Here is a 23573-nt window from a genome sequence, read left to right as displayed (position 1 = left end):
ATAAAACTATGTGGCGAATGAGGTAACCTCCCCATTCCTTTGCTAAGCGAAATTGAAAAGGTTTCGCTTTTTGCTAAAATCCTTCGCATTAAATTTGAATTTAGAGAGACATCCCGATGGGAAGAAGTTTTGAAGTGCGCAAAGCCTCTATGGCGAAAACTGCAGGCGCGAAAATTAAAGTTTATTCCAAATACGGTAAAGAAATTTACATGTGCGCGAAAAACGGCGGTAGTGACCCAGACATGAACTTGTCTCTTCGCCACCTGATCGCGAAAGCGAAAAAAGATCAGGTACCAGCGCACGTTATCGACAAAGCACTAGACAAAGCGAGTGGCGGCGGTGGTGAAGATTACCAACCAGCGCGCTACGAAGGCTTCGGCCCTGGCGGTACTAGTGTTATCGTTGACTGTCTGACCGATAACGGCAACCGTACTTTCCAAGATGTACGCCAATGCTTTGTTAAAGTGGGTGCGAAAATTGGTGTTGAGGGCTCAGTTTCTCACATGTTCGATCACCAAGCGGTATTCCAGTTCAAAGGCGACGATGATGAAATCATCCTAGAAACGCTAATGATGGAAGATGTGGACGTAACTGACGTTGAGCTAGAAGACGGAGTGATCACTGTATTCGCTCCTCATACAGAGTTCTTCAAGACGAAAACAGCACTAAATGGTGCGTTCCCAGATCTAACGATCGATGTGGAAGAAATCACTTTCGTTCCTCAAACTCACACTCCAGTAGCGGGTGAAGATGCTGAGAAGTTCCAGAAATTCTTAGATCTTCTAGATGACTGTGACGACGTTCAGCAGGTTTACCACAACGCAGAGCTATAATTTCTTAGCTTCCACCGTTGTAAAAAGGCTTCCCGAGGGAAGCCTTTTTTGATCACTCTCTTTGCTAGCAGCATTATGCGTTGCGATATTTGGAATAACACAGTGACATGATCACACCAAAACAGATGCCTTGCGTCAGCATGGCCGTGCCGCCGTAACTAAAGAACGGTAGAGGGCTTCCCATTACAGGCAACAAGCCGCTCACCATGCCTGTGTTGATAAAAGCATACAGGAAAAAGCTCATCGCTAATGCACCACTCACAAGCCGACTAAAAAAGTGTTCAGACTGACATGCAAGCAACATGACGCGCGCGGTAATAAACAAGTACAGTGCGAGCAAGACTAAACTACCAACAAAACCCCACTCCTCGGCATAAGTCGAAAAAATAAAGTCCGTATGACTTTCTGGAATAAAGCCAAGTGTTCCTTGCGTAGCATTCATCCAACCTTTGCCTTTCATTCCGCCGGAGCCTATCGCAATTAAAGATTGGATGATTTGGTAGCCCGAACCTAACGGATCCGACTCCGGGTGCAAGAACTGAGTAACGCGGCTTTTTTGATACGTCTCCATGACGAAGAACCACAAAATTGGCGCCAACGTTAATATACTCGCGACAAAGCCACCGATTATTTTCCAGCTCATGCCAGCTAAAAATAAAACGAATAAGGCGTAAATGACGGTAAAAACTGCACCGTCTAAATCCGGTTGTAGCGCTATTAACCCCGCAGGAATCATTGTGATGAGTAAGCAGAATGCGATTTTCCTACTATCTGGTCTGCCACCTTCAATATGTAGCATCCACGCGATCATGATTGGAATCGAGAGTTTGATTAGCTCCGAGGGTTGAAAGCGAAAAAAGCCAATATCGAGCCAACGTTGAGAGCCATTAGTGCTATCGCCAAACAAAGCGACAGCAAGTAGCAGCGCAATCGCAATAATGTAGAGATATGGAGCTGAGCGTTGATAGCTAGTGGCGGGAATCGATGACATGACCAATATACAAACCAAGGTCAGTCCGCAGCGTGCTAAATGCTTGAAGAGCATGGCCTCATTAAAGCCACTGGCACTCCAAAGTGTTAGTGTACTCAATAGCATGATCGGAATGATCGCCATCAGCAGTGGCAAATCGACCCTGGGGAAAAAACGCTTATTCATTTTCTACGACCTAATAACGCACCCAGTTCGAGCGCGAAAACAACCAGAACTCGAGAGTTCGAACTATTCCGATGCTAAGAATCCTATTTGGAAATAACAGACACCATGCAAAGGTGTGTATGAGAGGAGCGTCGATGTCGTCTGTTATGGGTAAGCTGCTTGGAAAGCTGTGGAATGGATAAATACACTAGACGCAGGTTTTAAGCCAGTATTTTTATTCCTATTGTGGTGAAAGACAGACGCTTACAAACAAGCTGGGATAAATGTTCTCTTTAAGGATGGAATGTCATTCATCGCAGCAAACAACCGTTCATTCTAAATAACTGCCATTGGTCGCATGCAAAAGCAGCGTGCGATCTTCTCCATTAATCTGAAACCATCAAATCACGTTCAACTAAGGACAGTACATGATGGTTTCTCAATCTCGCTCAATCAAAACTCTCAAACTGGCAAGTACGTTTATCGCCGCATTTGCACTCAGCAGCAATCTGGTACTGGCTAACCCAAGCGAGCGTACACTCAGTCAATTCAACCAAGCAGCGCAGGGTGATTCTGGTTTGGTTGATACCGTTTACGGCGAACTATCCAAACAACTCGAAGAGCAGGGCGCAACGCCGGTGACCTTGGTGTATTTAGGCAGTGCTGAGACGTTGCAAGGTCGTGAGGCGTTTATGCCTTGGAACAAGATGAAGTTCACCGAGCGCGGTCTTGCCACAATCCAAAAGGGTTTGGATTTAATGGCGAATCAGCCAGTACCACTGCAAGAACAACAACGTTTACAAGGCTTGCCGGAATACCAACTAGCCACCGCCATGGCAGCCACTACGTTTACCTCTTTACCTGACATGTTCAATCACTTTGAGCGTGGCTACGAGCTGTACCTTTCTCTGCTCGATGAATCGAGTTTTAGTCAGCAACCTTTTGCGGCAACGTCTTGGATTTATCGCTACGCCATTGAAGCTGCATTGCGCGCTGAAGATGTTCAACAAGCCAAAACATGGTTAGCGCAAATGGAGCAATTGGGCGACAGCAATCTAGAAACGCAAACCGCGAAAGCGCTGCTAGCGAAATATTAGGGAGGCGTCATGATCGTTTTTAATCAACTTAGTCGCGATTACGCCCTTGGCAGCCAAACGGTGCGTGCATTGCGAGACGTGTCTGGTGAAGTATTTGCCGGCGAAATGGTGGCATTGTGCGGGCCGTCTGGCTCAGGCAAGAGCACCTTACTTAACGTGCTTGGCATGCTGGATACTCAATACCAAGGTCAGGTGACATTTGCCGGCAGCCCATACCCAACCGGACAAATGCAGGCGGCGAAAATGCGTCGTGAAAAGCTTGGCTTTGTGTTCCAAAAATTCAACCTTGTCCCCGTGATGACGGCGCTAGAGAACGTGGCTTATCCGCTGCATCTCAACGGTTTTTCAAAAACGGAACAAACCGAGCTCGCCACACAAATGCTAGAGCACGTTGGCTTAGGCGAGTTTATTCATCACATGCCAGACAACCTATCAGGCGGTCAGCAACAACGCGTGGCAATTGCGCGCGCCTTAGTGCACAAACCGGCATTGGTGATTGCCGATGAGCCAACCGCAAGCCTTGACAGCCAAACTGCCAACAAGGTCATCGACATTATGAAAGGACTTGGACACGAGCTTGGCACCACTTTTATTGTCGCCACACACGACCCTCGTATGGCATCCCGTTGTGATCGCACCATTGAATTGGTGGATGGCAAAATTACCCAAACGCACGCAAGTGTGGAGGAGGTCTCATGGGCAAGCTAATTCCAGTTTCAGTTCGCCTTGCCTGGTTGAACCTACAACGCAATCGCCGTCGCAGTTTATTGTCGATGCTGATCATCGCCATTGCCGTGTTTGCCTTAACCAGTGCGGGTGGTTTTGGTCTGTACACCTACGACAGTTTGAAAGAATCGACAGCGCGTGATACGGGGCATCTGACGTTAACCACGCCAGGTTACTTCGCTAAAGAAGAAGAGATGCCACTGAGTAATGGGTTAACTCATGCAGACGACATCACCAAGCAATTGATTGGCTTGAATGAAGTGCGAGGCGTGCAGCCACGAGTTGAGTTCAGTGGTTTGATTTCCAACGGCAACAAGTCTTCGATCTTTATCGGCATTGGCGTTAACGAACGCGAATTCGATATGAAAGGACCGTTTTTGGATGTGCGCGAAGGGCAAACACTTTCCAACATTCATGCATCGCGTTATGACCCAGCAGAGCCAGAAGTGATGCTTGGCTTTGATTTGGCGAACAACCTAAGCGTGCACGTTGGTGATTGGATCACCTTGCTGGCGACCACAACCGATGGCGCATTGAACGCGTATGACTTCAAAGTCCGTGGCATCTATTCAACCGGCGTACCAGAGCTTGATAAACGCCAGCTTTACGTGCACATCAACAGCGCGCAATCGTTGCTCGGTTCAGACAAAGTCAGTGCGTTATCTGTCTTCCTGTTCGATACCAGTTTAACGAGCCAAGTCGAGCAACAAGTGGCTTCGGTCCTGAGTAAGCAAAAGCAGAACTTTGGCGACCAAGATATTGAGATTACGCCTTGGCAAGAGCGCGCGTTCTTCTATCTCAAAGTGAAAGATTTGTACGACCGCATCTTCGGCATCATGGGCGCAGTAATGGCGTTGGTGGTCTTTGTCGCGCTGTTCAACACCATGACCATGTCGGTCACCGAGCGTACACGTGAAATCGGCACCTTGTCAGCTCTTGGTAGCTATCCTCGCGAAATCATTGCTGGGTTCTTGCGCGAAGCAGGGTTACTTGCGGTGATTGGCAGCTTAATCGGCGCTTTGTTTACTGCGTTAGTTACCGTCTTACTGATGGTCGTGGATGTGCAAATGCCGCCACCGCCAGGACGCACAGAAGGTTACCCATTAACGATTTACTTCTCTTGGGAGCTGGTGGCTGTCGCAGGATTCGCAGTATTGATGATTTGTTTGGTTGCGGCGTTTTTCTCGGCGCGCAAAGGGGTGAACAAGCCAATTACGGAGGCACTGATTTATGTTTAATTTCAAATCACTATTACCAATTGCATTGCTGACGGCAAGCGGCGTTGTAGGCATGAATGCCAGTGCGAATGAAACAGCACTAGATGCACAGCAAGTTGCGCAATTGATTGAAAAAGCAGACAGCTACCGTTTGCAAGATGACTCCTCCAAAGTGGTGTCATTAGTGCGCCTATATCAAGACCAAGAATTAGATAAAACTCGCCTTTACCACGTGTACACGCGTCCAAATCGTGAATCGTTGGTGGTGTTCAAATCTGCGGTTGAAGCCGGGCAAAAGATGTTGATGATGGGCGACAACTACTGGCTGCAAATGCCAAAGAGCCGTCGCCCGATTCGCATTACGCCGATGCAAAAGCTGCTCGGTGAAGCGTCTATCGGCGATATTTCAACCCTGACGTGGAGCCAAGATTATCAAGGTGAATGGAAAGCGACAGAAACTGTTTCGGTGAACGGAGAAAGTGTCGTGGCTTATCACCTTGCGTTAACCGCGAAAACCAAAGGGGCGAGCTATCAGAAGATCGACTTGTGGTTGTCTGAGCAAGATGCGTTTCCAATCAAAGCTGATCTTTACTTGCGCTCGGGCAAGCTCGCCAAGCAAGCGCAATACGGACGTGCAAGCGACAACGGTGAAGACTACGTCAGTGAGATGACCTTGCTTGATAGCATTCAGCCGAGCAAAAAGACCGTTATCGAGTACCAAGAAATCGTGCCTTGGCAACTGGATAACAAGTTCTACAACCCAAGCTATCTGCCTAAAGCCAATACGACTCAGCTTTAGCCTGAACTCCGTAAATAGATCCATGAAAACGAGCAAGGAAGTTACATGAAACCGCACCAGCCTAACCTTAACAAAAGCACCAGTTTGTTGCTTGCTGCCTCATTGTGTGTGGGCGCGTCAGCCCCTGCTTTTGCCAATGATGAACTGAGTTTTGAGTGGGATTGGGCTGTCAGCTACGAAACTGCCAAGCAGCGTGATAGCGCATTTATGCAGGCGCAGGGCAGTTCTCGTGATTCACTTAATGCACTGTTGGATGTGCAGGTGAATTATCAGAACTTCAGTGGTTTGTTCGCTCTGTATAGCCAAGGTTTGTACCTCAATCAACAAGGAAAGAGTGATTGGTGGAGTGAAGCTGATAACCAATTGCTGATTAGAGAGCTTGCTTGGCTAGGGGAGTGGCAAGTCGGTGATACCACTCTTGATGTGAGTTTGGGTAAGTTGCGCGTGGATTGGGGCGTGGGTTATGGCTACCGACCTTTGGATCTGTTTAAGCCTTATCGACAAAACCCGGTTGGCTTAGTCGCAGAAGAGGGTGCGGGTGTGTTTTCACTTTCACACTACGATATGGCCGGCGAATGGACCGTCATTGCGACCGATTCAAGCTGGGGGCAACAAGACCAAAGTGCACTTGATCAAGCCGCAGAGCAACAAGGTGTTGGTATTCGTCGTTATGCGCTGGTGGGTGACACCGAGTATCAACTTATTGGTTATTACGATGATGTGCGCCGAGGTTTACTCGGAGCCAGTGCCATTGCCGTGTGGGATGAATACATCGCCATGCACGGTTCCATGCTGTGGCAAAAGCAAAGTGTCGGCTATCAGTTTCAGCAGGATGATCTTTACCAACCCGTTTCAGTTGAGGAGCAGGGAAGTGCATTCCAAGCTTTAGTTGGGGTGAACTGGGCAAACCAAGCCGGACACAACGTGATTGCTGAATATTGGTACGACAGCCGAGCATGGTCGAAAAGCGAATGGCAGCAAGCAATAGAGCGTGGCGAATCACTCTCTCAGATCCCTGAACCTAACAACTCTCTGTTGGCTAGCAGCGCTCTACTTGCGACAAGCTACGCCCAAGGGTTTCAGCATGCCAATATCGTTCAGCATAACGTAATGCTGCACTGGAGTTGGGATGTGGAAGCGTGGGCTGCATGGAACGGCGAAGCGGATATGGGCTGGCTAAGTGATGTAACCCCTACGTTGGATGTGATGCTGTCGCCACAAGGTGGCGGTGTGATTGTCACGCAGTGGCTTAACTACCAATGGATTGATACTGGCGATCAAAGTGTAGAAGTGGAAGTTGCCGCACGCTTTTTAACCGGAGACGACCAATCTACTTACGCACAAATCAATGATAAGCATATGATTGTATTTAACATCAAAGGGAAATTCTAAATGTATTCAGCTAAGTTAATGGTAGAAAGTGGATGGCTACGCAGTGTGGTTGTCACGACTTTATTCTGTTTGTTTATCTCGGTAATGACATTGTCTGTTTGGGGTGGTCCTTACTATGTGCATGTATTGGTGAGCTTTGGTTTTGGTTACTCCGCCTTGTTCTTCTCTTGGTTAGTCGACAAGTTGTTTCCTAGCATCCCTCGTAGACTAGAAATTGCTTTGTCACTGACCGCCTGTTTGTTGTTTGGCGTCATTAATGCGCAGTTTTGGCTCGGTGAATACTTCGGCATTTCGGGCATGCTGCCAGTGTTGCTGATGGGCTTGTTATTCAGCGGCATGTGTTACTTTTATTTCCACTCACGAGAGAAAGAAGCGATTGCTCAGCGTGAATTAGAGAGTATCAAGCGTGAAAAGGCAGAGCAGGAACGTGCACTGTTGCTAAGTCAGCTTAAGCAGATGCAAAGCCAGATTGAACCGCATTTCCTATTTAATACCTTGGCAAATATCAGCGCGTTGATGTCCCAGGACGTTGATAAGGCCAAGCAGATGTTGGATCAACTTACCGCACTATTACGTGCGACGCTAAAAAGCTCACGTGAAGAGCACACCACGATTGAGAATGAAATTGCCTTAATTGAAGCCTACTTGAGTATTCAGAAGATACGTCTGGATGGACGTCTAAGCTACAAAATTGAAGTAGAAGACGGTTTAGGAACAACAGAACTGCCACCGATGATGCTGCAACCTTTGGTGGAGAATGCCATTGTTCACGGTATTGAGCCAAAGCGAGAAGGCGGCGAAGTCAGTTTGCTCATCAAGCGCAAACAACAGAACTTGCAGATTGAAGTCAGAGACACAGGTGTTGGCTTAAATCATGTTAGTGGGCACATGGGCTCTGGCGTGGGTCTAAGTAATCTCAAGCAGCGAGTTGAAGCTTTGTTCGCAGGGCAAGGAGAGGTCTCTATCAGTGAGTCTGCTCAGGGTGGCGTTTGTGTTCGCTTGCGCTGGCCAATGGAATCGTAATCAAGGAAGAAAGGAATGAATACAGGGTTTACTGCCATTATTGCTGATGATGAACCGCTATTGAGGCGTCATCTTGATAAAAGCCTAGCTGAAGTGTGGCCTGAGCTAGAGGTAATAGCCAAAGTCGCCGATGGTGAACAAGCGTTGCAAGCCATTGAGCAAAATCAACCTGATATTGCGTTTCTCGATATTCGTATGCCAGTTTTGGATGGCATGACATTAGCGCAAAAACTCAATCAACTCGCCAACCCACCTTTGATTGTGTTTGTCACTGCGTACGATGATTACGCCATCAAAGCTTTTGAGCAAAATGCCGCCGATTATTTGCTCAAGCCTATCTCGGATGAGCGCCTCCTGACGACGTGTGAAAGAGTGAAAGCACGCCTTGCTAAGCGAGAGCAAGAAAGCAGCAATGTGCAGATGAACAGCCTGTTAGAACAGTTACAACAATTATCCGCGCCACAAACGCCGCAATATCTTCAGTGGATCAAAGCAACGCAAGGGGAAGATATTCATCTGATCGCCACGTCTGATGTGCTGTATTTCAAAGCGGAAGAAAAATACGTTTCTGTGTATGCCCAACAAGGACAAGGTAAAGTGCAGGAGTATTTGATTCGCACATCGTTGAAAGAGTTGATAGGGCAGCTTAACCCAGAACAGTTCTGGCAAGTGCACCGTTCAAGCGTGGTGCAAGTGTGCAAAATTAGCAAAGTAAACAAAGACTTTGCTGGAAGAATGTTTGTTCACATTGGGGAAAACAAGCTCGCTGTGAGCCGTGCATCTCAAAGTTTGTTCAAAGGGATGTAATCGCTAGAACTGCTCACTCTTTACACTGTAAACTCGCTGCTCTTAACCTACATTATCAAGGAAGATAAATGAGTTATCGCGTCACCCTCTTAAATGCGACGGGAGAGTTGTCTCCACTCGCTGAGTATTTACATCAGAAACTTGATGACCTGAGCTCACAGCTTTCTAGTTACTTTGATTTAAGTAACGTTGACCTGACCATTAGCCCGTTTGATCGCAATGACGTACCGCAGACGGGGATTGGTGGCTATTGCTTAAGCGCCCATCGTGTAGAAATTTTGCTTGATACTCAACGTGCAGATATTAAAAACGTGATTGAGAAAGAACTAGCTGCGGTGCTAGCGCATGAGTTGCATCACCTGTTCCGTATGCGAGCAGGAGAGAATGGCGTTGCACTTGGTGATGTGCTGATTATGGAAGGGTTAGCTTGTCATTTCGAACGTAAGGTGAATGGTGGCGTCACTCCGAGCTTGTTTGAGAACATCAAAGATCAAGATTGGCGTCCTTTCTATGCTGAGATGAAAGACAAGCTGACCAGTTTAGATTACAACTTCGATGCTTACTTTCTTGGCAGTGATGAAAGCCGCTGGCCGAAGTACATGGGGTATTGGGTCGGGTACAACCTTGTCGCGGAATATCTGGCTGATTTTCAGGACTCTGAGCTGGATTTGGTTGGAGCAAAAGCCGAGCTTTTCTATCAATAACTCCGTTACTAAACTTAAACTAATAAGCTGAGCCTTCAAAACAAAAAGCGCCTAAGTCATAAGACGTTAGGCGCTTTTATCGTTTTATAGTGACGACTTCTTCGAAGAGGCGAGTGTGCTTATTCGCTGATCGTCACCTTCTCAATAATGATTGGATCGCATGGCACATCATCATGACCAAGCTTAGAAGTTGTTTTCACTTTCGCGATGCGATTTACGACATCCATACCCGCGGTCACTTTACCAAATACCGCGTAACCCCAGCCTAGGTTGGTGGTTGCGGTGTGGTCTAGGAAATCGTTGTCTTCCAAGTTAATGAAAAACTGTGCCGTTGCAGAGTGCGGTGCATCGGTACGCGCCATTGCGATAGTGCCAACAAGGTTCTTTAGACCACGGTTTGCTTCGTTTGCGATTGGGGCGCGTGTTGGCTTTTCTGCCATGTCTTCGGTGTGACCGCCACCTTGGATCATAAAGCCGTCGATAACGCGGTGGAAAATGGTGCCGTCGTAAAAGCCATCTTCACAGTATTTTTTGAAGTTCTTTGAGCTAACTGGCGCTCGTTCTAGATTCAATTCAATTTCGATGTCACCGAAATTGGTGGTCATGATAATCATCTGGTTTTGCCCTTATGGGTGCTTAGTTGGCGGCATTATAGCTAAGTCGCTTGAGGATAGCAGAAATAAAAACAGCGACGTTAAGGCGTCGCTGTTTCTACTATTAAGTATGGTTAAGGAAGTTAAACCGTGAAGCGTCCCACCAAGTCGTAAAGCTCGTTGGCTTTGTGATTGAGGTTTTGGCTGCCCGAGCGATTTTGATTGGCAAGGTGTGCCGATTGACTACTTTGCTGAGAAATGACTTCGATGCGTTGTGAAATCTCTTGTCCAACTTGGCTTTGCTCTTCGGTCGCGGTAGCGATCAGCGTGTTCATGTCCATGATATTCGCAATCGCTGCTTGAATATCTTGCAGCGCAACCGATGCAGCACGTGCTTCTTCTACTGTCGCTTCGCCACGTGCTTGGCTAGATTCCATCGCTTTTACTGCGGCATCCGATCCTGCTTTAAGTTGATCGATCATCTTGTGAATGTCACCTGTGCTGTCCTGAGTGCGGCTTGCAAGCTTACGCACTTCATCCGCGACAACTGCGAATCCGCGTCCTTGGTCGCCCGCTCGTGCTGCTTCAATGGCGGCATTTAGCGCAAGCAAGTTGGTTTGTTCAGCAATATCTTGGATGACTTCAAGTGAGGATGAGATGTTCTGCACGTCACTCTCTAGACGTGAAATTACAGTGCTTGCTTCAGATACCTCATTTGCTAGCGCTTCAACGGAATTAGCGGCGGAATCTACGATGTGCTTCGCTTGTTGTGCGTTGTCATCGGCGTTTTTAGCGGAATCGGCGGCTTGGTTTGCATTGCCAGAGATCTCGTGAGCGGTGGCCGTCATTTCTGTCATTGCTGTCGCGACTTGTTCCGTTTCCTCACGTTGACCAGAAGCCAATTCATCCACTTGTGAGGCGCGTTGAGACATGTTGTTCGTTTCTGATACTACCTCTTGTCCGACATGGCTGACGCTCTTAATAATTCCTTGCAAGCTCTCAACGAAGATATTGAAGTTATGCGCGAGCTGCTTAAATTCTGGCACGCTAGATTCTTCCATACGCGCGGTTAAGTCGGCGTCACCTTGCGCGAAAGATTGGATTGAGCTGTCAAACTGTTCGATAGGGCGCATAATGCTACGGTTGACGAGTACGGCAAAAATGGCCACGACAACGGCAATAGAGACACAAAACATAGCAATAGCGGCTAAGGTATTGTTTAGCTCATCGTTTGCTGTGTTTTCCATCTCTGTAATGATCGCATCGATATCATCAGTATAAAAACCTGTGCCAATCATAATATCCCACTTGGGAATGAACATGGAGTAGCTGAGTTTTGGTAATGCTTCGGTTTGCCCTAACTTAGGGAAGTAGTAGGTTGTGAAGTCACCCGTTTTGGCGTTTTTCAACAGGTCTTGGATCAGGTAGTTGCCTTTTTTGTCTTGAAGGTTATAGAAGTTTTCTCCAACCCCTTTGTTGTTTTTTCCGACAACAACACGCACGCCTTTTGAGTCGTACGCAAAAATATAACCTGATTGGCCGAACTCTAGCTCTTTGAGCACTGGAATAGCTTCTTGCAATGAGGCATTACGATCCAATAACGGTTTGAGTGCGGAATGAGCCATCTGCACATAGTTTTTCAGTTCCGCTTTCTTCATCGCCATCATCGTCGTGTGCGTATGATTGATTTGTTGTTGGTTGTAGGTACTGGTTTGGAGGTAGGTAAACCACATCATACCCAAAGCAATCGTTAACACGGGAATGATGGAAAGAATATAAAGTCGCTTTCTTATCGTTAGATTCATAGGTACTTCCTTACGTCTCGGCGCAGCGTTACAAACTGGTAAACTTCAATAGCTTTACCAAATAAAAGAGTTAATATTTATTTTTGTACTGATTGCAGATTAACCGAGTTGGCGGGTGAGAAGTACAGGAAGTTGGTGATCGTGGACGAGAGAGACTCACATTTTTAAGCAGGATCACAATTAGCGAGAGCATTGGCCCGAGTTGCAGCGGGAGCTACCAGTAAGCCAGTATGAGACACGATACCTATTGTTGGCAAAACGCAGGTAAAGCCAGTCGGCAATTGGTTTGAGTAATGGCCAACGTAGTGGTGCATATAGCCAACCTCGTCCGACCAACTGCCATGCTCGGTGAGTCACATCAAGACCAAGTATCAGTTCATTGTTGTCATTCAGCGCATGCAAAATCGTATTGGCTTTTTGCGCGTCTATCTGTGGGTAATCAGAAAATTCATCGCTGTAGATATCGACGATTTTTATCGCTTGTTTTACATCTCGTCGCTTAAGTGCGTGCATTTCTTTGGCGCACAGTGGGCAAGTTCCGTCATAAAATATGGTGAGTTTTGTCATTGCGATCGTCTTATTATTTGATTTGGCTTACTGAGTTCTACGTGGCGATTTTTCTTTTGGTTCATTATGTTGCAGGTAGTGGTTCCAATTCGCGCGTATGTTCTCGTAGTTGTATTGGCAAAAGTCTTTGCGATCTCGTAGGTAGTCTTTTTCAACTTCATCGAGAAGCGACTTGTACTGTTCCGGATCACTGCCGTACACCAAACATAAGGTAGAGAAGTAGCGTTGCAAATCAAAACTGTGTTCATCAATGTACTCACCGAAGTCGTAGTAGTCCGGTCTGTCATCGGACTCAAATGCGAACATGTCGGCGGCGCTAATGGCCATCTCTGCGCCATCTTCTAGGAAGTCAATCATTAAGATCGTGGCAAAATTATCGACGGCATCTTCTTCTTTTCCGAGAACAGGGATGTTTTGATCTTCGATGTAAGCATGCCCGGCTTCATGCAGCAAGGTGTGTAATAACGTATCTAACGCCCCTGTTTTTGGGGATTTTCCAAGGCGTTCTTCATACTGGTTATTGGAGAAGTAATTGAGTGATTCCAAATAAAAAGTGTAGGGAATGTGTATCGTGTGCGTATCGGGATCGTACATTGGGCCATCTTCTCCGCCGTAAACCAGTGTGAGTGGTTTGCGAAATGGAAAGTGGATCTGAGATAGCTCAACAAAAATTGGGTTTACATCGCTGTTTTGGATAGATTGCAGGGCGATGTTTTCATGGGTTGTTTCCACGGGAGAATATTCAATACGGATATTTTCCGCTGCAGTGGCAGATGAGATAGCACAGAGTAATAGCACAGGGAAACGCGAATGAATTTTCATGTAGGGCTCTTGTTATTTGAATAACTTACATAAAAATTATACATGTTTTTGTGTGATGCATAATTGGGATTGTTTTTATCACCCAGAACCGGGTAGTTAGCCTCGAAAGACTACCATGACAACACCGTACATTTTGGTTGCTGGGCCCTCCAGAAAGCCTATCAAAACACGTTTTACTCAGGAGACGATAGATAAGTGATTGGCTTTTAAGGTTTATTTTGGGGGTGAGGCTAAGTTGAATTCGCTTCGCTCTTTTGTCTGTAAAAATGCCATTCAGCAGTTAATCATTATGGAGTGGAATTATGGAAGTGGTGAATGTCACTGAATTGAAGAAAATTATCAGCAATATGTTATAATCCGGCTCCGTTGTGACGAAAACGTTTGTTGCAGCTTGAGAGTTTCCTTGGATTCGGTTCGTTTACACACCATGAGCCAGAGTTAAAAAACTACGACAGGAACAAGCAAACCCAATTGTTTTGAACGCGATCTCGGCGTTTAGAGGTTACAACGGGAAGGAACTTTGTTTGATAGTAATTGACACATTCTGTTTAAGTAAGGGAGCCCAATGTGGTTCAGAAAGTGTCACCCAGAATTTACTCACAACACTATACCCCAAGCAGTAACGCACAGGTATTGCGAGGGGGCATTTGAAGGAGCTATATCGGCTCCTTTCACATTTAAGGGCTTGCTAACAGCGGAAAACTGACACATCGCTAAAGGAGCGTCCCTTAAACTAGCCTAAGGCGCATCTACACCAACTTTTGAGTATTTTCGAAACAGTAAAGAGAGAACATTTGCTATTGAATGAAGGTTAAATTAACACTCGATCATTACGGAGGATGAAGAGAACAATAATAAGAGGCGATATGAATCATTTAATATCTGTAGGTGCACTGGAGTCCTTCTTGGTCGCAATCAGTGTGCTTTTCCTGGGGCATTTTATTAATGCTAAGCTACCGATTTTAAAGAAGTTCAACATACCTGAGCCGATTGTAGGTGGCCTTATTGTGGCCTGCATGATTACTGCTCTTCATTTCAACGGCATCGACTTGGAGTTCGATTTGCCGTTACAAAATACGTTTATGTTAATGTTTTTTGCGACGGTTGGTTTGGCCGCAAATTACACTCAGTTGATGAAAGGAGGTGCGAAGGTTTTTATCTTCTTAGCTGTCGCATCGTTTTACATCATCATACAAAACGGCGTTGGCGTTTCACTCGCGGCGGCGCTCGGTTTAGATCCTTTGATGGGGTTAATTGCTGGCTCGATTACTCTGTCTGGTGGCCATGGTACAGGTGCAGCGTGGTCACAAACCTTCCAAGACGTGTATGGATTGGATAACGTTTTGGAAATAGCGATGGCATCAGCCACTTTTGGTTTGATCATCGGCGGTATCATTGGTAGCCCAGTGGCACAGCGCCTCGTAGAAAAAAACAGCATTGAATCGGAGTATGGTCGTGGTGGTCGAGATGCCAAAACTCACGAAAAATTCCCTGAGTTGGTGACCTACAACGAATACGAAGAAGATAAAGTAACGGCGAAAAAAGTGGTGGAGAAACTCTTCTTCCTACTGATCTGTGTTACGGGTGCGAAGTATGTTGAGCAATGGGTCAGCACGTATGAAATCTCATGGTTGATGATTCCAGACTTTGTATATGCGCTGTTCATTGGTGTGATCATCACGAACTTCTTAGAGGTGACCAAGCTTCGTAAGTTAGATGCAGAAACTGTCGATATGCTCGGTACCGTTTCTTTGTCATTGTTCTTGGCGATGGCATTAATGAGCTTGAAGTTATGGAATATCTTTGACTTAGCGATTCCATTCTTGGTCATTTTGGCTGTGCAGTCTGTGGTCTTAGCTATCTTCACTTACTACGTTACGTTCAAAGTGATGGGACGCAATTACGACGCTGCGGTTATTGCGGGGGGTCACTGTGGTTTTGGCTTGGGGGCAACCCCAACAGCCGTGATGAACATGGGCTCTATCGTTAACCGATTTGGCCCGTCGCCGCAGGCATTTATGGTGGTGCCAATTGTGGGGGCTTTCTTTATCGACATCGTTAACTTAATCATTTTACAAGGTTACATTTCATTCCTTGGTTAAATTTAAGTTCATGATCTCCTAAGGTCGAAATAAAAACGGTCACAACACAGGTTGTGACCGTTTTTTTATGGCTCGATTTTGGCCGTTTATCGAACGACGGATTATTGAATGGTTCGGCTGAACTTGAGACTAGCTGTCCAACCAAGAACGCCGATGAAAGCGTAAATGCCAACGTTTAACCAGCCCGCCTGAGGAATTGCATTAAATGGGCTTGGTGCAACAATGGCGTGCAGTGGAAGGTAAAGCACTTCGGAGAAGAACTGATCTAGGCCGTAATAGCCAAATAGTGCGATTGGCATCCAGCGCAGCGCATAAATAGCGATAAACAAAACGACCAGTGGTGAGTTCACTTTCTGAGAAATAGCCATTGCGGTTAATGCCAGCGGTAACAGTAGAATACCGGCGAACAACATTCTGATTAAAAACTCTCCCCAATGCAGCAGCACGTAACCTAACGAGGCTTGGCGGTACAATAAAGCCAATTGGTGATCGGTAGAGATGTTCAGCAACCACAACATCAAATCTGCTGCGAGCACAAGCGCCGAGCAAACGAGCGGAATCACCAATAAGCCAAACCCTAGCTTCACTAAGTGAGTTTTTATGTCGCTGACCGGCATACTACGCCAAAACATAATACTGCCCTCCGCGCGTTCTTTGCGCAGTGTTCTCGGGAAGTATTGAACGGCTAATAAGATAGACAGCAGTCCCGCCCCGCCGGTAATCAACATGTTTACATCGTCACCAAGCTCTTTGTGAATGTCACTAACATCACCACCAAAGCTCATTTGAAAAAACATATTGTGTTGTAGAGTGTCGTTACTCATTAAACTGACAAAGAGGATAAGTCCACATGCCAACACAAACAGTGGAATACGTAAAACAAGAGGGTTTTCTAACCACTCTTTTTGCAACATCGCGACAACTGAACGCATTACGCTGCCTCCTTCTGCAATGCTAAAAATAGATCCGCTAACTTCACCCCATGGATGGCCCCCATTGTTTCTGCTTGTTGGGCATACTGGGCAGTGAGTAACCATTTCGTTGAACCGAGGCCTTTTTGTGACGAGAGTGGGTTCATCGCTTCAATTTGTGTGCGGTATTCGTCGCTGGCCTCAAGGATGAAGTAGTCTTCACTGATACTGTCCATCGAGGTTTGCAGAACGGGGCGACCATGCTTAAGAATCAGCACATCTGTCAGCAAGTGCTCAATCTCTGATACTTCATGACTGGCGATGATCAACACGCGCTCGCCGTCGTGAAACCATTCCAATAAGTGACGATAAAACGTATCACGATAAACGAGATCTAACCCGAGTGTCGGTTCATCCAATATGAGGATTTGGGTGTTAGTCGCGATTACAATCGCAAGGTGCAATTGCACCTTCATCCCTTTGGATAAAGATTTGATGCGCGCACGAGGTTTGATGTCCGTTTGACGAAGCAGCGTATCTGCTTGAGCGCGATTGAACCCTGGATGCACGCCTTCGGTATAGTTAAGCAGTTGAGCGACAGTCATCCAATCTGGCAGAACGTTCACATCCGAGATGTAGGACAAGCTCTGCATTATTTTGTCGCGTTGCATAATGGGTTCAAATCCGTTGATACGAACAGTGCCTTGATATTCATGTGCGCCGAGTAGGGCATTAATAAGCGTTGATTTACCTGCGCCATTATGGCCGAGTAAGCCTAGTACTTGTCCTGCATGTAGGTCGAAACTCACTTCATGCAGTGCTTCTCCTTGTTGCTGATATTGCTTGGAGACATTGTTTACACTGACTAATGCGCTCATTGGTCACCTTTCAAGTGTGGTTTTAGTTGTTGAATGAATTCGTCGAGTGACATATCCAGACGCTGTATTGTGTCGGCTATCTGCGGAATTTGTTGTTGAAGAAAACGTGCCTTCTCGTCTGCGAGCAATTTGAGCTTTGCCCCTGAAGCGACAAACATACCTTGACCGCGTTTTTTCTCCACTAATCCCTCATCAACAAGCAATTGATAGCCTTTCATGACGGTGAGGTGGTTAATTTTCATATCCGCAGAGATGCTACGAACGGAGGGCAGAGCATCGCCTTCTTGCCAGATACCTTGCAGTATTTGTTGAGTGATCTGGTCAGCCAACTGTCGAAAAATCGGTTGGCGATCATGCCAATTGGTCATGAGTGAATCTCTTGGCTGAAATGGTGTTATATATAGGTATAACACCTAGTGTGCCGGAGAGAAAGTAATAATTTAAAATAAAGCGTATGTACCAGCCTTCGCTTTCCCTAAATATCTACCTATGTGATAGCTATTTTGAAGACTTTCTTATGAACATAAATTAAACACTTCTCATAAGTTGAGAAGTGTTATTTTTCTAATCCAATCAAGGCATTTACCACCAGCTTGGTATTGGTATTCTCATATAATGATAATCAGTGGGATTTTGGGTAAATCAATTTCTTACATGATGAGAATTTGTGGCAAATACACCCTAGAAAACAAAAGGTTCGAGAGGCAATCTGATTGACTTAGGCACCTATCTCACGTTGGGCGCTTGCTCAATGAATGAGAAAGAGGAGAGTAAAGAGGTCTCATGAATCAGGTAATATCTATCGGCCCACAAGAGTCGTTTCTCGTCGCAATTTGCGTGTTATTTTTAGGGCAGTTCATTAACACCAAATTACCAACCTTAAAGAAATTCAATATCCCAGAGCCAATTGTTGGTGGTCTAGTGGTGGCTTGCGTGATCACGACGATGCACTTAAATGGTGTGGATGTATCATTTGATTTACCACTGCAAAACACCTTTATGCTGATGTTTTTTGCGACGGTTGGCTTAGCGGCAAATTACACCCAACTGATTAAAGGCGGTGCGAAGGTTTTCATCTTCCTTGTTGTGGCATCGGTCTACATTCTTATCCAAAATGCGGTCGGCGTATCCTTAGCAACCGCATTGGGGTTAGATCCACTCATGGGGTTGATCGCCGGCTCTATTACGCTTTCTGGCGGACATGGAACTGGTGCGGCGTGGTCGCAAACTTTTCAAGAAATGTATGGTTTGCACAATGTCCTAGAAGTGGCGATGGCTTCTGCTACGTTTGGCTTGGTCATGGGCGGGATTATTGGCAGTCCTGTCGCGCAAAAGTTACTCAACAAGCACAACTTAGAATCGGAATACGGACGCACCAACCAAAGTCATCAGAGTTTCCCTGAATTGGTGACCTATAACGAACATGAAGAAGATCGTGTCACGGCAAAAAGAGTTGTAGAAAGCTTATCCATTATTTTGCTTTGCGTGACAGGCGCGAGCTATCTGGAGAGTTGGGTGAGCAGTTTTGGCATCAAGTGGTTGATGATCCCAGATTTTGTTTATGCGCTGTTTATTGGTGTTGTCATCACCAACATCATGGAAGTGACCAAGGTGCGCAAGGTTGATTTAGAAACCATTGATATTCTTGGTACGGTTTCGCTATCGCTGTTCCTTGCCATGGCTCTGATGAGCTTGAAATTGTGGAATATCTTTGATCTTGCGATCCCATTCCTTATTATTCTTGCTATTCAGTCTGCCGTACTCGCGGTGTTCACTTATTACGTAACATTCCGCATGATGGGCAGTAATTACGATGCCGCGGTGATCGCCAGTGGACATTGTGGTTTCGGTTTAGGTGCCACACCGACTGCGGTCATGAATATGGGCTCTATCGTGAGTCGTTATGGTCCATCACCACAAGCATTTATGGTAGTACCAATTGTCGGTGCATTCTTCATCGACATTGTGAACTTAGTGATTTTGCAAGGCTGCATTGCTTTTATTAAATAGCCCCCGCTTCTTTCAACTTAACATAACAAAGCCAGTCCCTTGAGATTGGCTTTGTTATTTGTAACACGAAATCTTGTTTCTCTGACTTCAAGCCGTGAAATCAATACGTTACTATGATGACATAGTGTTCAGTTTTACAGCAGCATGAGGTACCCACATGTCTGAAAAAATATCGACGTCGGCATTAGCGAAAATGCGCAAGGTTGAAGCCAAGCTGTTGTTTGCCGATCTCAAACGTGCTGGCTACATTGTTCGCCAAGACGAAAAATGGATTCTGACGGAAGAAGGCGCCAAGTTTGGCGGCGAGTATGTGGATCACCCTAAATTTGGCCTGTTCATCGTCTGGCCGACCAATTTACATATTGAGCTGACTTCCAGCTCAGGGAAAACATTAAGCGCCACGCAGCTGGGTGAAAAGCTGAAACTGAATGCGAAGCGCATGAACCAACTGTTGAGTGAGTTGGGGTGGATCGCCAAATCTGAAGAAGGTTGGAGTGTCACTGAAGCTGGTATACGCGCTGGTGGCCAGCAAAGAACCGATAAAGAGACACAAAATACCTTTGTCGTATGGCACGATGTGGTGCTGCGTAATAAGCGTCTTAAGCAGTCTGTCATTGAATTTTTAGGGCAAGATGCGGAGTCACACTCCACGGATAAATCGTACTCAAGCTTTCGCCAAAAGTTTGAAGCCAAACACCGAACATTAGATGGGCATTACGTGCGTTCTAAGGGGGAGTTGCTCATCGACAACTGGCTGTACTTGGCTGGTGTGGTGCACGCTTATGAGCGTCAACTGCCGATTGACCAAGATGTCACCAGTGATTTTTATTTGCCAGGCGGTAAAGTCTATTTACAGTTTTGGGGAAGTGATACTGGGGAGATGGCTGAGGCTGACCGTGAGACCATTCGTACTGTTTATGAGCAGCATCATTTTAACCTTATCGAAGTCGAACCGAGTGAACTAGACAAGTTAGATGAAGTGCTGCCTAAGCGTCTTCGTCAGTTTGGTATTAAAGCTTATTAACGACTTAAGCCCGCTGTTCAGATAAGAAAAAACCCGTGATTGATCACGGGTTTCGTATTTTTAGCGTGCATCTAGGCTGTCATCCTATGGATTAAAAACCTTTGATGTTTTCCGCTTCTAGCTCCGAGAAGTACTTCACTGTCTTCACTTTCAGTTCTTGTTGAGCTGGCTCGTCACATACGATCACTGCTTTAGGGTGAAGTTGAAGTGCAGAAACCGTCCATAGGTGGTTTACACAACCTTCTACTGCTGCTTCAAGTGCTTGAGCTTTGTTATGACCTGTTACCAGAATCATCACTTCTTCTGCGTCTAGCAGTGTACCCACACCGATAGTCAGTGCGTATTTAGGCACTTGGTTGATATCGCCGTCAAAGAAGCGAGAGTTCGCAATGCGAGTGTCTTCAGTCAGTGTCTTGATACGAGTACGAGAAGACAGAGATGACGCTGGCTCGTTGAACGCGATGTGACCGTCGTTACCCACGCCGCCCATGAACAGGTTGATCTTGCCGTAAGACTTAATTTTGTCTTCGTAACGCTTACATTCTGCGTCGTGATCGTCAGTGTTACCGTTCAGTAGGTTGATGTTTTCTTCTTGGATATCAATGTGATTAAAGAAGTTGTTGTACATGAACGAGCGGTAAGACTCTGGGTGATCTGCAGGGATGCCAATGTACTCATCCATGTTGAAAGTCACGACGTTTTTGAAGCTCACTTCGCCGGCTTGGTAAAGCTCGATTAGGGCTTTGTAGGTTGCTAGAGGAGTGCCACCAGTTGGTAGACCCAGAACGAATGGACGCTCAGCAGTAGGTTTAAAGTCGTTGATACGCTTAGCGATATGCGCAGCTGCCCACTTACCTACTTGTGCTGCTCGAGTTAACGGGATAAGTCTCATTTTGTGCCCCTAGTTATTGGAATTTACGATGTACCGAAACATTAATTCGCATTATAAAATAAGTAATGACGAACTGCTATTGTTTTAGGTCAAAATTTTGCTTTTTCTTTAACCAGTGTTGATTTTATCGACTGTTTTTATATCTAAATGCTTTTATAAGCCGATTTTTTACAAAGAAATTGCATTATGAAACTGACGAATTGATAGATAAAATTTATGATATAAATTAAGTTCTGTCTTCGCACTTAACCTTGTTTTTTAACAACCTACAGAGTGTGAAACCGCACACGAACTTCAAATATTATGGGATGGACATGGCACGACGCTCATTCCTTAACCATAATTGAAATGTGTAAACCAGTGAGGAATTCGGTATGAAAAATGAGTTAGATCCGAGCAAAGTACTACAGGCTTACGAATGTGTGATGAACAACGGTACACCAACCGAATTTGGCAAAATGTATGAAGGTGTAGAAGCGTTTTCCGATTACGACGGGTACAACGTTTTCTTACGAGGGAATGGTGTTGAGCTAAAGGTTGGCTTCCACAATACCTATCAATTGGAGTACGACCAAGAGCACTTGAAAGAGAGCTTTTTGAAAAAGATCGCGATGCTTGCCAAGTAGACTAGCACTAAATACTAAAAAAGCCCTTGGGAGAACGCGCCCTTGGGCTTTAGGAGAAGAAATGAGCTTGTTTTGCTCGCTCAGTCAAACCAAACGAGCTTTCGCCTACTGCCTACTGCTAGAAAAAGGCGAGAATTAGTTTATTTGGTTATTAATCGTCTTCGACCAAACTCTCTTCAATGTAATCTTCTGTCGCGTCAGGCTTATTACGACCATTTAGCGTGTGGAAGCGCTTGCGACCACGAGCAAGTTGGGTGTACTTTAGCCACGTACGCTCAAGTTTTGTTTTTGCTTTGCCTGGGTTTTCTAGCACCTTGATGAAGTGTTTCTCTTCGCTATTTTCAGGTGTTAATTCGCCTGACTCTAAGCCAAGCATAGTATCCCCATAAATTGTTAGGATTTCCTCTTCCGAGAGAGTAAAATCGCCAGACTTTGCAAAGCCGCGTGGGAATTTTACGTTGTCGTAAAAACGTTTTTTGCCATGACGGAATTCAGTGTCAGACATGTCAACAGCCTCTGTAACCGTTATTGATGAATGTAGTGAACTACGGCGAAAATTAGGCGTAAAGCTAACAAAAGAAAAACAAAACTTTTTTGTCGTCATGATTTTAATTAGTTGTTAATCTGGTTTTATATTAACCAGGAGATGGTTTATGGATGTAAAAGTCTTTCGAACATTTTTAGAGCTGGCAAGGGTTCGTCACTTCGGACGCGCCGCTGAGAATCTTTATATTACCCAAGCTGCAGTGAGCGCACGTATCAAACAATTGGAAAGTTACTTCGATACGCAATTGTTTATTCGTGATCGAAATAACATAAAGTTGACCTCTGCAGGTGAGCGCTTAATCAGTTATGCAGAGGTGATGGTCACCACATTGCAACAAGCGAAGCTAGAGTTATCGCTTGAAGATGGCAAAGCGCTGCAATTAACGTTAGGCGGTACGCCAAATATTTGGGACGCCTACTTGCAGAACTGTTTAAGTGTCGTCACGGATTCATTTGGAGGCTATGGCTTCATGGCAGAAGTGATGGGGCGGGAAATGCTCAGTCGCAGCTTGCTAGAGCGCACGTTAGATATGGCATTTGCGTTCGACCAAATCAAAGCTGATGAGCTTAACTGCAAAAAAGTGGCCGATGTTGTTCTCGTTCTGGTATCGACTGAGAAAGACTCTTTAGACACCGTTTTTGAAAACAAATACGTGTATGTGGATTGGGGAACGCGCTTCTCATCAGAACATTCTGAACGTCACCCTAAGATCCCGGCTCCGTATCTGCGCACCTCAACAGCGCGTATAGCATTGGACTTTATTTTAGAGAAGGGCGGTGCCGCTTACTTACCCATCTCTCTGGTAGAGCCCTTTATCGCCAACGGGCAGCTTCACAAGGTGTCTGGCGTAGAAGATTGGTGTCGCCCTATCTATTTGAGCTATCGTAAAGCTAGCTCGTCTGTAGACGCGATTAAGCAAGTGGAAGAAATTGTCAAAGAGATTGATCCACTGACGGCTTACAGTTTTCAGCAAATTGGTTCCGGCACTTCCGGCGAATAGCTTTGAGTGAAAAGTCAGAGAAATTAAAAAGCCGCCTTGGAAAATCCAGGCGGCTTTCTTTTT

At 45.8% G+C, this 23573-nt stretch carries 24 protein-coding genes; 14 read left to right on the top strand and 10 right to left on the bottom strand.

Going from position 1 to position 23573, the window contains the following annotated elements; all coding sequences use genetic code 11:
• Window positions 1-116: 116 nt before the first annotated feature.
• Complete coding sequence (locus tag FKN08_RS15125; RefSeq protein ID WP_005392082.1) at window positions 117-833, top strand: YebC/PmpR family DNA-binding transcriptional regulator; 717 nt, start codon at window positions 117-119, stop codon at window positions 831-833.
• Window positions 834-906: 73 nt separating this feature from the next.
• On the opposite strand, the gene rodA is transcribed toward FKN08_RS15125, so the two are convergent.
• Window positions 907-1989: a rod shape-determining protein RodA gene (rodA, locus tag FKN08_RS15120; RefSeq protein ID WP_170892437.1), complete on the bottom strand. Its 1083-nt coding sequence runs from the start codon at window positions 1987-1989 to the stop codon at window positions 907-909.
• Between the two features lie 407 nt (window positions 1990-2396).
• Between rodA and FKN08_RS15115 the strand changes: the two genes are divergently transcribed.
• The 8 genes from FKN08_RS15115 to FKN08_RS15080 all read left to right on the top strand — a co-directional run bounded on the left by FKN08_RS15115 (window position 2397) and on the right by FKN08_RS15080 (window position 9733).
• Window positions 2397-3065: a hypothetical protein gene (locus FKN08_RS15115; protein ID WP_047009720.1), complete on the top strand. Its 669-nt coding sequence runs from the start codon at window positions 2397-2399 to the stop codon at window positions 3063-3065.
• Window positions 3066-3074: 9 nt separating this feature from the next.
• Window positions 3075-3773, top strand: coding sequence for an ABC transporter ATP-binding protein (locus FKN08_RS15110; protein ID WP_047009721.1), 699 nt, complete (start codon window positions 3075-3077; stop codon window positions 3771-3773).
• Window positions 3761-5029, top strand: a complete 1269-nt coding sequence (locus FKN08_RS15105; protein WP_170892436.1) for an ABC transporter permease — start codon at window positions 3761-3763, stop codon at window positions 5027-5029. Before FKN08_RS15110 ends, FKN08_RS15105 begins: the two co-directional genes overlap by 13 nt.
• A complete protein-coding gene (locus tag FKN08_RS15100; protein WP_170892435.1) occupies window positions 5022-5807 on the top strand; it encodes an outer membrane lipoprotein-sorting protein in 786 nt (261 codons plus the stop codon). The genes FKN08_RS15105 and FKN08_RS15100 overlap by 8 nt, the downstream gene beginning before the upstream one ends.
• Window positions 5808-5852: 45 nt before the next feature.
• A complete protein-coding gene (locus FKN08_RS15095; RefSeq protein ID WP_170892434.1) occupies window positions 5853-7199 on the top strand; it encodes a hypothetical protein in 1347 nt (448 codons plus the stop codon).
• The gene (locus tag FKN08_RS15090) at window positions 7200-8222 is read left to right on the top strand and encodes a sensor histidine kinase (RefSeq protein ID WP_170892433.1); all 1023 of its coding nucleotides are present in this window, start codon (window positions 7200-7202) and stop codon (window positions 8220-8222) included.
• A gap of 15 nt (window positions 8223-8237) precedes the next feature.
• Window positions 8238-9029 (top strand): LytTR family DNA-binding domain-containing protein, encoded by a 792-nt coding sequence (locus FKN08_RS15085; RefSeq protein WP_170892432.1) that lies wholly within the window; start codon window positions 8238-8240, stop codon window positions 9027-9029.
• A 68-nt stretch (window positions 9030-9097) separates the two neighbouring features.
• Window positions 9098-9733 (top strand): DUF2268 domain-containing putative Zn-dependent protease, encoded by a 636-nt coding sequence (locus FKN08_RS15080; RefSeq protein ID WP_047009727.1) that lies wholly within the window; start codon window positions 9098-9100, stop codon window positions 9731-9733.
• A gap of 119 nt (window positions 9734-9852) precedes the next feature.
• On the opposite strand, the gene FKN08_RS15075 is transcribed toward FKN08_RS15080, so the two are convergent.
• The 4 genes from FKN08_RS15075 to FKN08_RS15060 form a co-directional block, all read right to left on the bottom strand.
• Window positions 9853-10347 (bottom strand): peptidylprolyl isomerase, encoded by a 495-nt coding sequence (locus FKN08_RS15075; protein ID WP_005374458.1) that lies wholly within the window; start codon window positions 10345-10347, stop codon window positions 9853-9855.
• Between the two features lie 122 nt (window positions 10348-10469).
• A complete protein-coding gene (locus tag FKN08_RS15070; RefSeq protein ID WP_005392065.1) occupies window positions 10470-12131 on the bottom strand; it encodes a methyl-accepting chemotaxis protein in 1662 nt (553 codons plus the stop codon).
• 180 nt (window positions 12132-12311) lie between these two features.
• Window positions 12312-12698: a DUF393 domain-containing protein gene (locus FKN08_RS15065; RefSeq protein ID WP_005392063.1), complete on the bottom strand. Its 387-nt coding sequence runs from the start codon at window positions 12696-12698 to the stop codon at window positions 12312-12314.
• Window positions 12699-12725: 27 nt separating this feature from the next.
• Window positions 12726-13520, bottom strand: coding sequence for a DUF4344 domain-containing metallopeptidase (locus tag FKN08_RS15060; RefSeq protein WP_170892431.1), 795 nt, complete (start codon window positions 13518-13520; stop codon window positions 12726-12728).
• An 866-nt stretch (window positions 13521-14386) separates the two neighbouring features.
• Here FKN08_RS15060 and gltS (FKN08_RS15055) point away from each other — a divergent pair.
• Window positions 14387-15622 carry a sodium/glutamate symporter gene (gltS, locus tag FKN08_RS15055; RefSeq protein ID WP_006740921.1) on the top strand — a complete coding sequence of 412 codons (1236 nt, stop codon included), beginning with the start codon at window positions 14387-14389 and terminating at the stop codon, window positions 15620-15622.
• A gap of 101 nt (window positions 15623-15723) precedes the next feature.
• On the opposite strand, the gene FKN08_RS15050 is transcribed toward gltS (FKN08_RS15055), so the two are convergent.
• The 3 genes from FKN08_RS15050 to FKN08_RS15040 are packed head-to-tail and all read right to left on the bottom strand — an operon-like array spanning window position 15724 to window position 17779.
• Window positions 15724-16554, bottom strand: coding sequence for a hypothetical protein (locus tag FKN08_RS15050; protein WP_170892430.1), 831 nt, complete (start codon window positions 16552-16554; stop codon window positions 15724-15726).
• Entirely contained in the window at window positions 16554-17411 is an 858-nt protein-coding gene (locus tag FKN08_RS15045) for an ABC transporter ATP-binding protein (protein WP_065645244.1), read from the bottom strand. Before FKN08_RS15045 ends, FKN08_RS15050 begins: the two co-directional genes overlap by 1 nt.
• A complete protein-coding gene (locus FKN08_RS15040) occupies window positions 17408-17779 on the bottom strand; it encodes a GntR family transcriptional regulator (RefSeq protein WP_005392046.1) in 372 nt (123 codons plus the stop codon). The genes FKN08_RS15045 and FKN08_RS15040 overlap by 4 nt, the downstream gene beginning before the upstream one ends.
• Window positions 17780-18194: 415 nt before the next feature.
• Between FKN08_RS15040 and gltS (FKN08_RS15035) the strand changes: the two genes are divergently transcribed.
• Both gltS (FKN08_RS15035) and FKN08_RS15030 read left to right on the top strand, forming a co-directional pair.
• Window positions 18195-19421, top strand: a complete 1227-nt coding sequence (gene gltS, locus FKN08_RS15035; protein ID WP_053809323.1) for a sodium/glutamate symporter — start codon at window positions 18195-18197, stop codon at window positions 19419-19421.
• A 157-nt stretch (window positions 19422-19578) separates the two neighbouring features.
• Window positions 19579-20445, top strand: coding sequence for a hypothetical protein (locus FKN08_RS15030; RefSeq protein ID WP_053809322.1), 867 nt, complete (start codon window positions 19579-19581; stop codon window positions 20443-20445).
• Window positions 20446-20536: 91 nt separating this feature from the next.
• On the opposite strand, the gene nagB is transcribed toward FKN08_RS15030, so the two are convergent.
• On the bottom strand, window positions 20537-21337 hold the full coding sequence (gene nagB, locus FKN08_RS15025) for a glucosamine-6-phosphate deaminase (RefSeq protein ID WP_006740926.1): 801 nt from the start codon (window positions 21335-21337) through the stop codon (window positions 20537-20539).
• A 374-nt stretch (window positions 21338-21711) separates the two neighbouring features.
• Between nagB and FKN08_RS15020 the strand changes: the two genes are divergently transcribed.
• Complete coding sequence (locus FKN08_RS15020) at window positions 21712-21963, top strand: DUF3081 domain-containing protein (RefSeq protein ID WP_005392042.1); 252 nt, start codon at window positions 21712-21714, stop codon at window positions 21961-21963.
• Window positions 21964-22114: 151 nt separating this feature from the next.
• Here the strand turns inward: FKN08_RS15020 and FKN08_RS15015 are convergent, their stop codons facing one another.
• On the bottom strand, window positions 22115-22468 hold the full coding sequence (locus FKN08_RS15015) for a DUF413 domain-containing protein (protein WP_005392041.1): 354 nt from the start codon (window positions 22466-22468) through the stop codon (window positions 22115-22117).
• A gap of 148 nt (window positions 22469-22616) precedes the next feature.
• On the opposite strand from FKN08_RS15015, the gene FKN08_RS15010 reads away from it, so the two are divergent.
• Window positions 22617-23510, top strand: a complete 894-nt coding sequence (locus FKN08_RS15010; RefSeq protein WP_053809321.1) for a LysR family transcriptional regulator — start codon at window positions 22617-22619, stop codon at window positions 23508-23510.
• The last annotated feature ends 63 nt before the right edge of the window (window positions 23511-23573 follow it).

Origin of the sequence: Vibrio sp. 1-2 (7-a) (assembly GCF_013048515.1) — a bacterium.
GTDB classification, from domain to species: Bacteria; Pseudomonadota; Gammaproteobacteria; order Enterobacterales; family Vibrionaceae; genus Vibrio; species Vibrio diabolicus.
Note: the sequence above shows the minus strand (reverse complement) of the source record. Positions and strands in the feature narration are given on the sequence as shown.